11 protein-coding genes are annotated in these 12,567 nt (G+C 72.7%); 5 read left to right on the top strand and 6 right to left on the bottom strand.

The genetic code is table 11. The features are described from left to right. Nucleotides 1-2: 2 nt before the first annotated feature. The gene (locus MKK70_RS19640) at nucleotides 3-785 is read right to left on the bottom strand and encodes a class I SAM-dependent methyltransferase (protein WP_243938930.1); all 783 of its coding nucleotides are present in this window, start codon (nucleotides 783-785) and stop codon (nucleotides 3-5) included. Between the two features lie 24 nt (nucleotides 786-809). Between MKK70_RS19640 and MKK70_RS19635 the strand changes: the two genes are divergently transcribed. Next, nucleotides 810-2,009 carry a DUF1972 domain-containing protein gene (locus MKK70_RS19635; protein WP_243936038.1) on the top strand — a complete coding sequence of 400 codons (1,200 nt, stop codon included), beginning with the start codon at nucleotides 810-812 and terminating at the stop codon, nucleotides 2,007-2,009. A 62-nt stretch (nucleotides 2,010-2,071) separates the two neighbouring features. Here MKK70_RS19635 and MKK70_RS19630 read toward each other — a convergent pair whose 3' ends face one another. Together MKK70_RS19630 and MKK70_RS19625 are read right to left on the bottom strand one after the other, a co-directional pair. Next, nucleotides 2,072-2,725: a serine O-acetyltransferase gene (locus tag MKK70_RS19630; RefSeq protein WP_243949436.1), complete on the bottom strand. Its 654-nt coding sequence runs from the start codon at nucleotides 2,723-2,725 to the stop codon at nucleotides 2,072-2,074. Further along, entirely contained in the window at nucleotides 2,722-3,327 is a 606-nt protein-coding gene (locus MKK70_RS19625) for a serine acetyltransferase (RefSeq protein ID WP_243936041.1), read from the bottom strand. The genes MKK70_RS19630 and MKK70_RS19625 overlap by 4 nt, the downstream gene beginning before the upstream one ends. 175 nt (nucleotides 3,328-3,502) lie before the next feature. Here MKK70_RS19625 and MKK70_RS19620 point away from each other — a divergent pair, with 175 nt between their 5' ends. From MKK70_RS19620 to MKK70_RS19605, 4 genes are read left to right on the top strand one after another with little or no spacing between them, the layout of a single operon-like run. Continuing rightward, entirely contained in the window at nucleotides 3,503-4,894 is a 1,392-nt protein-coding gene (locus MKK70_RS19620; protein ID WP_243949435.1) for a lipopolysaccharide biosynthesis protein, read from the top strand. Continuing rightward, entirely contained in the window at nucleotides 4,891-5,859 is a 969-nt protein-coding gene (locus MKK70_RS19615; protein ID WP_147859764.1) for a glycosyltransferase family 2 protein, read from the top strand. Before MKK70_RS19620 ends, MKK70_RS19615 begins: the two co-directional genes overlap by 4 nt. Beyond that, on the top strand, nucleotides 5,856-7,238 hold the full coding sequence (locus tag MKK70_RS19610; RefSeq protein WP_243949434.1) for a nitrous oxide reductase family maturation protein NosD: 1,383 nt from the start codon (nucleotides 5,856-5,858) through the stop codon (nucleotides 7,236-7,238). Before MKK70_RS19615 ends, MKK70_RS19610 begins: the two co-directional genes overlap by 4 nt. Before the next feature lies 1 nt (nucleotide 7,239). Then, nucleotides 7,240-8,370, top strand: coding sequence for a glycosyltransferase family 4 protein (locus tag MKK70_RS19605; protein WP_147843980.1), 1,131 nt, complete (start codon nucleotides 7,240-7,242; stop codon nucleotides 8,368-8,370). A 103-nt stretch (nucleotides 8,371-8,473) separates the two neighbouring features. Here MKK70_RS19605 and MKK70_RS19600 read toward each other — a convergent pair whose 3' ends face one another. From MKK70_RS19600 to MKK70_RS19590, 3 genes are all read right to left on the bottom strand, one after another. Beyond that, nucleotides 8,474-9,424, bottom strand: a complete 951-nt coding sequence (locus tag MKK70_RS19600; protein WP_243949432.1) for a hypothetical protein — start codon at nucleotides 9,422-9,424, stop codon at nucleotides 8,474-8,476. A 139-nt stretch (nucleotides 9,425-9,563) separates the two neighbouring features. Beyond that, a complete protein-coding gene (locus MKK70_RS19595) occupies nucleotides 9,564-10,946 on the bottom strand; it encodes a 2-hydroxycarboxylate transporter family protein (protein WP_243949430.1) in 1,383 nt (460 codons plus the stop codon). Nucleotides 10,947-11,352: 406 nt separating this feature from the next. Beyond that, nucleotides 11,353-12,567, bottom strand: a 1,215-nt coding sequence (locus MKK70_RS19590; protein WP_243949428.1) for a porin, incomplete at its 5' end; no start/stop codon positions are given.

The following is a 12,567-nucleotide window of genomic DNA, read 5'->3' as shown; positions in this document are numbered from 1 at the left end:
GCTCAGCGCTTCCTGATGAAGACCATGTGGTAGCCCTTGAGCGGACCCGGCGTGAGCCGGAACAGCAGTTCCCAGAACTTACCCAGGACGATGTTCTCGCCATGATAGAACGGTTGCCCATCGAACGCGTAGGTGAAGTGCTCGAACCGGTCAGTTGGGAAAAGCCGCTTCCGCGCCGCTTCCGTGTTCATCGTGTAGAGCGGCACGAAGGAGTCGATCTCGACGCGGCGTGGCTCGACCATGCGCAGCACGCGGGCGTGCAGGCGCTTGGGGATCAGGCGGGCGCCGATCCCGACATAGCCCCAGCGGTTGGGCGTCCAGGCGCAGAGCCAGCCGCCGGGCGCGAGGATGCGGCCGAGCTCCTCCGCCGTCCGCTCGGGCGTCTCGATGTGCTCCAGCACCGAGAAGGCGGAGATCAGGTCGAAGCTGGCATCCGGGAAGGGCAGCAGCCCGTCGTGGCCGACGAGCTCGACGGCGTCCGCCGTCTCGTTTCCGAGAACCGCCTCGTCGACGTCGCAGGCGGTGACGTGGGCGCAGCGCCCGCGGAAGTCCCCGAGCTGGCGGCGCAGTGGAACCGGGTCATGGCTCCACTTGCCGCGTCCGGCGCCGAACTCCATGACCCGCATGTCGGGGCGCAGCAGCGCGTTGACGCGGACGATGTACTCCATCCGGTGGTCCTGCCGGGAGTAGCCCCCGGCCCCCATCTCGCGGAACAGCCGCTCCTCGACGGTGACCGGCTCGCGGCGGGGCATCGCGTCCTGGCGCAGAAGGGTGTCGTGGCCCATGGTTCGTCCTCCTCAAGCGATGGGATGGTGGGGACGCGCCGCGCGCGGGCGTCCGATGGCGACCGGCGCGCCGACGCGGCGCGGCCGGCGGTGGCGATCCTCGGCACGCGGGGCGTCCCCGCGGCGCATGGCGGCTTCGAGACGCTGGCCGAGCGCCTCGCGCTGGAGCTGGTCGCGCGCGGCTGGCGGGTCGAGGTCTATTGCCAGGTCGACCGGCCGACCGCGCCCTCGACCTGGCGCGGCATCGACCTGATCCCGGTCCAGGCCGCGGGCGACGGCCCGCTCGCCACGATCCTGTTCGACTGGAAATGCACCGTGCGGGCGGCGTTCCGTCCGGCCCTGCCCCTGGTGCTCGGCTACAACACCGCCGCGTTCTCCCTGCTCTACCGGCTGACCGGGAAGCGCAGCGTGATGAACATGGACGGGATCGAGTGGCGCCGCGACCGCTGGTCGAAACCCGCCAAGGTCTGGTTCTGGCTGAACGAGCATTGCGGCAGCCTGTTCTCGACGCATCTCGTCGCCGACCACCCCGAGATCGCCCGCCACCTCGCCCGCGTCAGCCCGAAGCGCCGCATCACCACCATCGCCTACGGGGCGGACCCGGTCGCCGATGCGCCGGTCGCCGCGCTCGATGCGCTCGGGATCGAGCCGCAGCGCTACGGCCTGGCCATCGCCCGCATCGTGCCCGAGAACCTCGTGCTGCAGGTGGTCCGCGCCTGGAGCGAGGTCAGCCCAGGCCTGCCCCTGGTGGTGCTCGGCAAGCTCTCGGAGACCGATGCCTACCACCGCGCGGTGCGCGCGGCCGCCGGGCCGGACGTGATCCTCGCCGGCGCGATCTACGAGGCGGACCGCGTCGCGGCGCTGCGCCGGCACGCCCGCTTCCACATCCACGGGCACACGGTCGGCGGCACCAACCCGTCGCTGGTCGAGGCGCTCGGCGCCGGCTCGCCGGTGCTGGCCCACGACAACGTCTTCAACCGGTGGGTGGCGGGTCCCGATGCCGCCTATTTCGGCGACGAGACCGAGCTGCGCCATGGCATCGTGCGGCTCGCCCGCGCGCCGGCCGGGCACCTCGCGGCGATGTCGTCCGGCTCGCGGGCACGCCACGCCGAGGCGTTTGCCTGGGACGGCATCTTCGACGCCTACGAGCGCGTGCTGCGGGCGCAGCTCCCCGCCGCCCGCACGCGCCGCCGGAGCGCGGCCCGCGTCGAGGTCGCGGGCTGACGCGCCCCGCCGGCCCGCCGCCGGACGGTGCCGGGCCGCGTGATCGCGAACGTGGGCGCGGCTCATGCGGCGCTCCTGTCCTGGGCGATCGCGGAATCCTGCACGATCCCGGGATCCCGGCCGAGCGTGGAGACGCTGGTCTGGCGCAGGCGCTGCATCGAGACGGTCCCGGCCGGGATGTCCCGCAGGGTGGCGACGCCGACGCCGACCATCGCCGCATCGCCGATCGTCACCGCGCCCATGACCAGGGCGTGCGCGCCGACCACGACCCCGTCGCCGAGGTGCGGCGCGTCCGGCGGGAACGGCGCGGCGGCCAGCACCGGCCGGTCCGGCGCGACCACCACCGCCGGCAGGATCACAAGGTCGCGTCCCGCCGTGCCGCAGAAGGCGATCCGTGCCGGGTGCGGCACGAACAGCCCGGGGCCGATCCGCGATCCGGGATGGAAGGACGCGCCGGTGAGGCGCACCGACAGCCCGGCGACGGCGGCGGCCGTCCGCCGCCACCCGCGCCGGTGCAGCAGGTGGGCGACGCGGTGGAACACGGCGCACTGCATCGCCGGCAGCAGCACCATCATCGCCGCGCGGGAGCGCGACATCGGCCTGCCGCCGCTGATCTGGCGCACGATCCGCTCGAGGTCGGCGGCGAGCAACCTGCGCAGGACCGCCGGGCGGGCGTGGTCGAGGACCGATTCGGAGGGCGTCCGGTCGTCGCTCACGACACGGCGCTCCGTCCCGGCAGCGCGCGCCAGTCGGTCGGTGCCAGGTCGGTGTCGGCGTCGAGATCCTTGAGCACGAGGCAGCGCGGCCCGACCCGGGACCGGTCGCCGATCAGCACCGCGCCCAGCACGATCGAGGCCGGCTCGAGGACCACGTCGTCGCCGAGGCGCGGCAGCCCCGGGCCGCCGCCGACGTCGCGGTCCGGGGTCTTGTAGAGGCCGCCGATCGAGGCCTGGAAGCCGAAGGCGGCGTCGCGGCCGACGGCGCCCGCGATGATCGTGCCGTAGGGATGGGGCAGGAACATCCCGCCGGCGATCCGGGTCGAGGGCGGGATGTCCGAGCCCGTCAGCCAGCCGTTGACGATCCAGAGCAGCCAGGCCGCCATCCGCCAGCCGTTCTCGTGGGCGTAGCGCGACATCCGGTAGAGCCAGATCGCCTGGTAGCCGCGGCGCAGGCGCACCGGGCCGGGGATGCGGCGCGCCCAGTGCGCCCGGTCGGCGCGCAGCGCCGCGCGGGTCTCCGCCCAGGAGATCGCTGTGCCTGCGGCGGTCTCGGTCCCCGCGAGATCCCGGGCCGCGAGCATGTCGGCTGGCTTAGGCATGTCACTCTCTTTACGGTTGTATAATACTTATAAGCGCAACCATAAGGCGATTTTCGAGGTATGCGTCGTCTGGGTCGTGCTATCCTACAATCATAGGTAGCATTTTTCCGGCGAAAATCACCGAAAGATGCGTATGGTGGTGAATCGAACCGATACGGGCCGGGACCGAAGGGGGATGCGCTACGGCATCAACCTGGTCGGTCAGGCGGCCGGCCGCGGCATCTACCTGCTCGCGGGTTTCGCGGCCTTCGTGATGGTCGCGAAGGGGGCGGGGCCTGAGGTGCTCGGCCATTACGGCATCGCGCTCGCCGCCCTGGCGATCGCCCTGATCGCCGCCGATTTCGGCACGACGCTGACCTTCGCCGCCCGCATCGGCGCCTGCGCGCCGGAGGCGCGGGCCGACGCGCTCGCGGGCGTGCTCTCCGCCCGCCTCATCCTCGGCGCGGGGACGGGCCTCGCGCTGCTCGGCGCCTTGCCGCTGCTCCCGCCACCGACGCGGCCCGCGCTGGCGCTGGCGGCGCTCGCCATGCCGCTCGTCGCCGTCCGCTTCCTCGACGCGCTGTTCCAGGTCTGCGGCCGGCCCGGCTGGTCGGCCTATCCCTCGCTCGCCAACGCCGCCGTGCTGGTCGTCGGGACCGCGCTGGCGCTCGCCCTCGACGCGCCGGAGGCGGTGCTGCCCCTCGTCGCGGTGGCGGCCGGGGCGGCCTACGGCGTCCTCGGCCTCGTCCTCGCCGGGCGCCTCGTGCCGCTGCGGGCCGCCTCGCCGCGGATCGGCCTCGCCACGATCCGGCAGGCCGCCGGCGTCGGCATCTCCAACGCGCTGGGCACGCTCAATGCCCGCATCGGCCTGCTCGCGCTCGCCGCCTTCGCCGGCGCGGCCGAGGTCGGGTTGTTCACCGCCGGCTACCGCTTCTTCGAGCTCGGCGTCGCCGTCGCGATCACGCTCGCCGCGCCCTTGGTGCCGGTGTTCGGGCGCGCCGTCGGCACCGGCACCCTGCTGGCGCAGGCCCGTCTCGCGCTGCGTCTCGTGCTCGCCGCCGCCGGTCCCGGCGTGGTCGCGGCCTGGGTGCTCGCCGACCCGCTGGTCCGCCTGCTGTTCGGGCCGGACTACGCCGCCAGCGTGCCGGTCCTGCGCATCGCCGCGCTGATGGCCGCCGCGACGATCGCGGCGACGATCCTGTTCTCCGCCCTGATCGCCCTCGGCCGCACCGGCTTCGCGGTCTGGTTCAGCGCCACCGGCTGCGCGGTGAACGCGATTCTCTGCCTCGTGCTCGTGCCGCGGGCAGGCGCCACGGGTGCCGCGCTCGCGGCCCTGGCCGCCGAAATCGCGATGCTCGCAGTGGTTGTATCCGTGTTCCACCGGTCCGTCGGGGCGCCGCTCGTGCCCCGCGACCTGCCGGCGATCCTCGCTCCGCCCCTCGCCATGGCGGCCTGCGTCTTCGCGAGCCCGGCCGCGCTCGCTCCCGTCGCCCTGCCGGCCGGCGCGATCCTCGCCCTCGCCGGCGCCCTGTGGCTGCGCCCGCGCAATTCTCTCCCCAGCCTCTCAAGCCCGGAAGCCTCGTCATGACGCCGGATACGCCCCCGCCCTCCGAGACCCCGATCCTGTCGGTGATCATCCCGACCTACGGCCGCGCCGAGACCCTGCGGCTGACGCTGGCCGCCTTCGATCGCCAGGAGACCGAGGCCGCCTTCGAGATCGTGGTCTGCGACGACGGCTCGGTCGACGGCACCGGCGCGGTGATCAGCCGGGCGGTCGCGACCGCGCGGCGGCCGGTAGTGCACCTGCGCCAGGAGAATGCGGGGGCGAACGCCGCCCGCAACCGGGCGATCGAGGCCGCCCGCGGCACGCGCCTGCTCATCGTCAACGACGACACCATCCCCAGCCCGAACCTCGTCGCGGCGCACCTGGCGGCCCATGCCCGGCGCGGCGGGCGCGAGACGGCGATCCTCGGGCGGATGACGATCGACCCGGCCCTGCCGTTCTCGCCGTTCGCGGCGCTCCATCACGACGCCTCCTACGATGCGCTCGCCGGCAGGGTCGAGCTCGGCTGGGACGCGTTCCTGACCTGCAACGTCAGCGTCGACGCCGGCTTCCTGCGCGAGGCCGGCGGCTTCGACCAGCAGTTGACCTGGCACGAGGACATCGAGCTCGGCGAGCGGCTGGCGCGGCGCGGGATGCGCCTGTTCTACGAGCCGAAGGCGCTGGCCTACCACCACCACTTCCTCGACGAGGCGGCCTACCTGCGCATCGCCGAGCGCGAGGGCGCGGCCCTGGTGCTGTGGTACCGCAAGCGCCCCGACCTCGCCCCCGACCTCGCCCGCCTCGGGCTCGTCGGCCCAGAGCCCTTCGGCCGCGCCCGCCGCCACGCGCTGGCCGACCTCGTGATGCCGGAGGTCGCCCTGCCCGGCTGGCGGGCCGCCGCGCGCTCGCTCACCCGCCTCAGCCCGGCCGCAGGCCGCACGGTGTGGCGCCGGCTGTTCCAGCGCCGCAAGCGCCTCGCCATCGCCCGCGCCTTCGCGGAGGCCGCGTGACGAACCGCATCCGGGCGGCGGTTCTGGTCGCGCTCCTGCCGATGCTGGTGGCGGCCACCGCCTGCCAGCCGGCGGAGCCGCCGAGCCTGCAGCGCATCCTCGTCGATCCGGCGGGCTCGACCATGCCCGGTTACCGGACGGTCGCGGCGCTGTCCGCGGTGCCGTTCGCGAGCCTCGCGGCGGGCAGCGCGGTGCTGGTCAAGGGCGGCCGCTTCGATGGCGTCGTGGTCGTCGCGGCCCGCGGCACCGCCGAGGCGCCGGTGACGTTCGCCGCGGTGCCCGGCACCGAGCCGGTGCTGTCGAACTCGGTGGTGTTCGAGAACGCCGCCCACGTCGCGGTGTCCGGGCTGACCGTGCGGGGGGCCGTGAATTCCGGGTTCATCCTGCGCCGGGGGAGCCACCACGTCACGGTGCGGGATTCGGCCGTCGACGCCTCGGGCCTCGGCATCTGGATCGGCGACGGCTCCGGGGCCGGGCATCGCATCCTCGGCAACCGGCTCACCGGCAACAAGACCCATGGCATCGCGGTCGACGTGATCAACGCGCCCGCCGACGACCCGACGATCATCGCGGGCAACACGGTCTCCGGCAGCGGCATCCACGGGATGGAGATCAACGGCTCCGGCTACGTCGTCGAGGGCAACCGCGTCCACGACAACGGCGTCGGCATGTCGGGCACCTCGGGCATCCACGTCTACGCCAAGGATGCCGCCCAGGACGCGGGCGACCGCAACACCATCCGCTACAACGTCGTCACCGGGCAGCGCGAGACCACGGGGCAGGACGGCAACGGCATCCAGGTCGACCAGTGGTGCGACGACAACCTCGTCGCCTTCAACGTCGCGACCGGCAACGACGGCGCCGGCATCAACCTGTTCGACGCCGGCCGGAACCTCGTGTCCAACAACACCGTCGTCGGCAACATGGCCGATTCCGGCGGCCGGCACGCCTACAAGGGCGAGATCGTGCTGGCCAGCGACTACACCAAGCAGGTCGGCCGCACCGTCGACAACCGCGTCCTGAACAACATCGTGGTGGCGACGCGGGCGAACGTCGCCGCCATCGCCGTCGAGGCCACGAGCACGGGCCGCGGCAACGCCATCGGCCCGAACCTGCTGCGGCACGCCGCCGGCGGCCGGCTCTACGCCTACGGCGCCACCCGCACCGACGACGGCTCGTCGCTGCCGCTGGGATCGCGTGCGCCGGACCTCACCGAGGCGCCGGCCTTCGCCGACATCGCAAAACCCTTCGCGAACGGCTTCGCGCTGACCCGCGCGCTCGCGCGCCCCGGCATCCCGCTCGGGGCGACGCGGGACCTGCCCGGCCGCCCCTACGCCCCCAACGAGGCCCCGTCCTTCGGCGCCTATCGGAGCCCCTGACATGACACTCCGGATCGGAATCGATGCCCACGTCCTCGTCGGCAAGATGCAGGGCAGCCGCACCTGGCTCGTCAACGTGGTCGGCCGCGCCGTGGCGCGCCACCCGGACGCGACCTACGTGATCTACTCCGACGACCCGGGGCGCGCCGCGACGATGATCTCCGGCCCCAACGTCGAGCACGTCCGGCTGCCGCGGGTTCCGCGGGCCGTGCGGCTCCTGGCGGTCTGGCCCTGGCTCGTCCACCGCGACCGGATCGACGCGCTGGTGACCACCTACATCGCCCCGCCCCTGGTGCCGGGCGGGCGGCAGGTCGTCGTGGTGCACGACATCCTGTTCGAGACCCATCCGTCGTTCTTCTCCTTCGGGATGCGCTGGCGCACCCGCCTGCTGACGCGGCTCGGCGCCAAGCGCGCCCGCCTCGTCGTGACGATCTCGCGCTACAGCCGCGATTCGATCGCACGGACCTACCGGATCGACCCGGCCCGGATCGCCGAGGTCCGGTGCGGGACGAGCCCGCCCCGCACCGGCGCGATCACCCGCTCGCCGATCCGCGACGGGCGCCCCTACCTGATGATGGTCGGGCGCCTTGAGCCGCGGAAGAACCTCGCGCTTACGCTCGACGCCTTCGCGCGGCTTCCCACAGGGGCTGCGCGCCTCGTGGTGGTCGGCAAGCCCGACGGCGAGCGCCCGGAGACGCTGGCGCGGCTCTCGTCGATGGCCGACGTCGTGCACGTGGCCGGGATCGACGACCGCGGCCTCGGCGACCTCTACGCCAACGCCTCCGCCCTGGTGTTCCCGAGCGCCGGCGAGGGCTGGGGCATCCCGGTGCTGGAGAGCCTCGCGCTCGGCACGCCGGTGATCGCCTCCAACGTCACCGCCATCCCCGAATCGGGCGGCGACGCGGCGAGCTACTTCGACCTCGACGCGCCCGACCGGGTCGAGCGTCTCGCCGCGCTGATGCAGGCGGCGGTCGAGGGCCGGCTGCCCTTCGACCCGGCCCGCGCCCGCGCGCACGTCGCCCGCCACGACTGGGACGGCCCGGCCGCCGCCTTCGTCGACGCGATGCGGCGTGCCTTCCCGGCCCGCGATGCGGCAGCGGAGGCGTTGCGCGCCCTGGTCAAGTCGCACTGAACGCCTCGATCGGATCCGGGCGTCGCAGGCGCGAAACCCGGATCCGCGGTTTCGGAAGGGATCGGCTCCGTGCGGGCTCCGGCGCCGTCGGCCGGAACCCCGGTCACCCGCGGTGGAACGTCCAGCCGAACTCCGACAGCAGCAGGCGTGCGGCGGCCGCATCGTCGGAAAAGCGCAGGCGCGCGCGGCCGGCCGCGACCAGGGCGGGGTCGCGCTCCGGTGCGACGCCGCGGTCCGTCGCCGCGCCGGCGCGCTCCAGGGCGATCGCCAGGGCCGCGCGCGGGAACGTGCCGTCCGGATCGATCGGCGTGCGGGCGGCGGCACGCAGCAGGGCCGGCGCGTCCGCCGCGACCTCCGGCCCGACGAGGGCGCGGGCGGCCGTGCGCAGGTGCGGCAGGCCGATGCCGTCGTCGCCCGCGGTGCCGACGGCCGTCCAGGCCTCGGCCACGAGGCGGTCGGCGAGGCCCGGCAGGCCACGGCAGAGCGTCGCCGCCGTGCTTCGGCCGATCTTCGAGATCACGGCCGCGTGCCGCTCGACCGCCGCGTCCACCGCGGCGGCGGTCTCCGATTCGGCAAGCAGCGGGACCGCGACCGATCGTGCCCCGGGCATGGCCTGCGGCGCGCCCGCGATCAGCCAGCCGAATTGCGGCAGCTCGGCCGCGAGATGCGCGAGGGCGCGCAGGAAGCCCGGCTCCGAGACCGCGCCGACATCGGTCAGGACGATGGATACGGTTCCGGAAACATTTCCGCCATCAAGGCCTTCGGCGAGGATCTCCGTCAGGCGCGCGAAGGTGGTCTCGGGCAGGCAGCGCAGGCCGAGCACCCGCGTCTGGCGCGCCAGCTTGTCGGCCACGGCGGCCGCGATCGCCGTGCTGCCGCTGCCGGCCGGCCCCGACAGGCAGATCGGCCCCCGCGCTTCGGCGACCAGGACCCGGATCCGCCAGACCAGCGCGTCGCGGCCGACGAGGCCGGACGACCGGACGGCCTCGCCGCCGCGCGGGCGGATCGCGCCGGAGCGGCTTGGCGGGAAGGGATCTCGGGCTGTCGCGAGCATCGTGGAGCGTTCCGATTCGGCCCGCCCTTGGCGGTCCCGAAGCAGAGTGTCGGCAGAGGGTGAAGGCTGACTTAACCCAGGGTTGTAACGACTGCGGGAAATGCCCCGGGCGTGCGGTGTCCCGCGGTGCCGGGCCGGGTCAGGCCGGCATCCCGGTCAGCCATCTCAGCGCGACCAGGGTGCCGGTCACGGTGAGCGCGCCGCCGATCCGGGTGGCGATCTGGGCGAACGGCATCAGCGCCATGCGGTTGGCGGCCGTGAGGATCGCCACGTCGCCGGTGCCGCCCTGCCCCGAATGGCAGGCGTTCACGATCGCGGTCTCGATCGGGTACATCCCGAGCAGGCGCCCGACGACGAATCCGGTGCCCATCAGCGTGGTGACGGTGGCGACGATGGTGATCAGGTTGGTGATCGTGAACGCCGCCATCAGCTTGTCCCAGGGCGTCAGCGCGACGCCGATGGCGAAGAGCAGCGGATAGGTCATGCCGGTCTGCACGAACTTGTAGACCACGAAGCCGCCGGCCTGGAGGTGGGGCGAGACCGCGCTCGAGAGCTTGGCAAGCACCGCGAGGAACAGCATCGCCACGGGGGCGGGCAGGCCGGTGAGGTGGTGGGCCATCACGCCGAGGAGGTACAGCGTGATCGCGGTGAGCCCGGCGGCGGCGATGGTCGAGACGTCGACCTGCCCGGAATTCGCCTCGGCCTTCGCGGCGGCGTCGCCGGGGGGCGTCGCATCGTGGTCGGGCTGGAGCTTTCCCTCTCCGGTCAGGTGGGGATAGCGCTTGCCGACGAAGTTCAGGGTGCCGGCGAGGATGATCGCCGTGAGGCTGCCGAGCATCACCGGGGGCAGCACCTGGGCGAACACGTCGCCCTGCGGCTGGCCGAGGATCTGGGCGTAGCCGATCGAGAGCGGGATCGCGCCCTCGCCGACGCCGCCGGCCATGATCGGCACCACGATGTAGAAGAAGGTGTGGCGGGCGCCGAGGCCCAGCATCGTCCCGACGAGCGTGCCGACCGCGCCGGCCACCAGCGAGCCCACCGCCAGCGGCACGAAGATCTTGAGGAAGCCCTTGATCAGCACGTCCCGGTCCATCCCCAGGATGGAGCCGACGATGATCGCCGCGATGTAGATGTAGAGGAAGTTGGTGAACTTGGTGAAGTCGACGATCGCCTTCTCGACCTGGGGCGGGATCAACTTGTAGTAGACTAGGGCCGAGGGCACGAAGGTCGCGAAGATCGCCCCCGCGCCGATGTTGCGCAGGATCGGAAGGCGCTTGCCGATCTCGGCGCAGGTGAAGCCGCCGAGCACCAGCACGGCGATCATCGTCGGCCCGTCGGGTCGGATCTCGCCCTCGGAGATCAGGATCGCCAGGAGCACCGCGACGATCGCGTAGATCGGCAGCGGGATGATGCCGATCCGGGTGTCCACCAGGCGCCACCAGCCGAAGGGCCAGAACCGGCGCGTCGGGTCCGAGCCCGGAACGGGCCGATCCGCGAGGGGCGGAGAGAGGGGGCTCGTCACGGGGCGTCCTTCCGAAGATCCGGCCTCTTGGCGGGCCGGCCCGTTCTTGCCGACGGGGTGGTCGTGTCCCGGTCGGTCACGTCGTCGCGACCGACCTGGCCCGGAGCTCGTCGAGGCCCGGGCGCCCGCCCGCAGGAGCCTGGATCCGCCGGGACTTCGACGGATTCGGGCTGCGCCGGCACCGTCATCTCATCCCGAAGCCTCCAGGAACGTCAATGGCCCGCGGACGGGCCGGCCGAGAGACCGCGCCGGCTGTCTCCATCCATGACCCGCGGCCGGCCGGGCATGAAAAAAGGCCCGGCGTTGCCGCCGGGCCTCGAAGGATGGATCTCGGGTCTGCAGATGCCCGTCCGCGCGGGTCTCGTCGAAACCCGCGCGGAGCCGACGCCCGATCCGGCGCGTCGCCTCAGAAGTCGCGCTGGACGCGAACCTTGGCCTGGAAGACGTCGTCGCTGGTCGCGGTGCGAACGGCGCCGCCGGCGTTGATCGCGGCGATGCGCGAGTAGGCGGTCGGATCCTTGTCGGTGTCGATCACGCGGCCGTTCTTGACGCCGATCTGGGTGTAGAGGCCTTCCACACCGATATCGAGGTCCTTCACCGGCGACCAGATCAGGCTCGCGCCGGCGACGAACTGGTAGGTGTCGCGAAGCGCCTGGCTGAGCTGGTAGAACCGGGTGCCGGGCGTGCCGACCGAGTTCGCACCGAAGCCGGTACCACCGGTGAGCGTGAACGCATCGCCCTGACCGGCGCGTGCGCCGGCCGAGAAGCTCTGCTCGCCGTAGGAGCCGAAGGCGGCCGAACGCAGCTCAGGCGACCAGTAGTGCAGGTACGAGCCGACCACGGTGAAGCTGTCGGACTTCGACATCTGGCCGGTGTAGGGGTTGATCGTCGCGTCGGAGAAGTACTGCGCGAACTTCTGACCCTGGATCGTGGTCGTGCTCTGGGTGTACGAGCCGGTGTACGAGGAGTAGCCGGTGTACATCTGCGCGCCGACGCCGTAGGCGCCCTGCAGGTAGAGGGTATCGCCGGGGGAGATGAACGGCAGGTTGACCTTCACGCCGCCCTGGACCGCGTAGCCGTAGTCGTTGCTGGTGTGGGGGATGCTGACGTTGGAGATGACACCTGCGCCGACGGGGGTACCGGCGCCGTTGGCGACGTTGCCGACGTTCAGCTCGTGCACCGCGGCGGTGAGCTGGGCGGAGCCCCAGGCCGCATCGTAGCGCAGGGCGCCGACGAAGTCGGGCATCCGGTTGCGCTCGATGCCATCGACGAAGCTGTAGCGGGCCGCGGCTCCAGCAGCGTTGTAGCCGATGAACACCGGGATCGGCGAGTTGTTCTGCGCGAACACGGCCGCTGCCGTGTTGAGCGTCACGTTCCCGGAGTTGGTGGTCGGCGAGAAGATCGGCGAGCGGCGGAAGGTCGGGTCTTCGACCGAGAGCGTCGCCGAGAAGCCGTTGCCCAGCGTCGCGGTGTAGGCGATCAGGTTGGTCGAGGACACGTCGGAGCCGGCGGTGGCGCCGGCCAGCTCGAAGTCGTGAGCGTAGAAGTCGAAGAACGACGAGGCGCGACCGGCGGTGAAGCCCGCGAACTGGATGAAGGCCTTGTCGGCGTTCACGTACTG

Origin of the sequence: Methylobacterium sp. E-041 (assembly GCF_022829665.1) — a bacterium.
Lineage (GTDB): Bacteria > Pseudomonadota > Alphaproteobacteria > Rhizobiales > Beijerinckiaceae > Methylobacterium.
The sequence above is the reverse complement of the archived record's forward strand: the minus strand, read 5'-3'. Positions and strand labels throughout refer to the sequence as shown.

Bases quoted from the DNA above. Each gene is read 5' to 3' on its own strand.
- MKK70_RS19605 (WP_147843980.1), top strand. From the start codon at position 7,240: ATGACACTCCGGATCGGAATCGATGCCCACGTCCTCGTCGGCAAGATG.
- MKK70_RS19615 (WP_147859764.1), top strand. From the start codon at position 4,891: ATGACGCCGGATACGCCCCCGCCCTCCGAGACCCCGATCCTGTCGGTG.
- MKK70_RS19640 (WP_243938930.1), bottom strand. From the start codon at position 785: ATGGGCCACGACACCCTTCTGCGCCAGGACGCGATGCCCCGCCGCGAG.
- MKK70_RS19625 (WP_243936041.1), bottom strand. From the start codon at position 3,327: ATGCCTAAGCCAGCCGACATGCTCGCGGCCCGGGATCTCGCGGGGACC.
- MKK70_RS19620 (WP_243949435.1), top strand. From the start codon at position 3,503: ATGCGCTACGGCATCAACCTGGTCGGTCAGGCGGCCGGCCGCGGCATC.
- MKK70_RS19600 (WP_243949432.1), bottom strand. From the start codon at position 9,424: ATGCTCGCGACAGCCCGAGATCCCTTCCCGCCAAGCCGCTCCGGCGCG.
- MKK70_RS19635 (WP_243936038.1), top strand. From the start codon at position 810: ATGGTGGGGACGCGCCGCGCGCGGGCGTCCGATGGCGACCGGCGCGCC.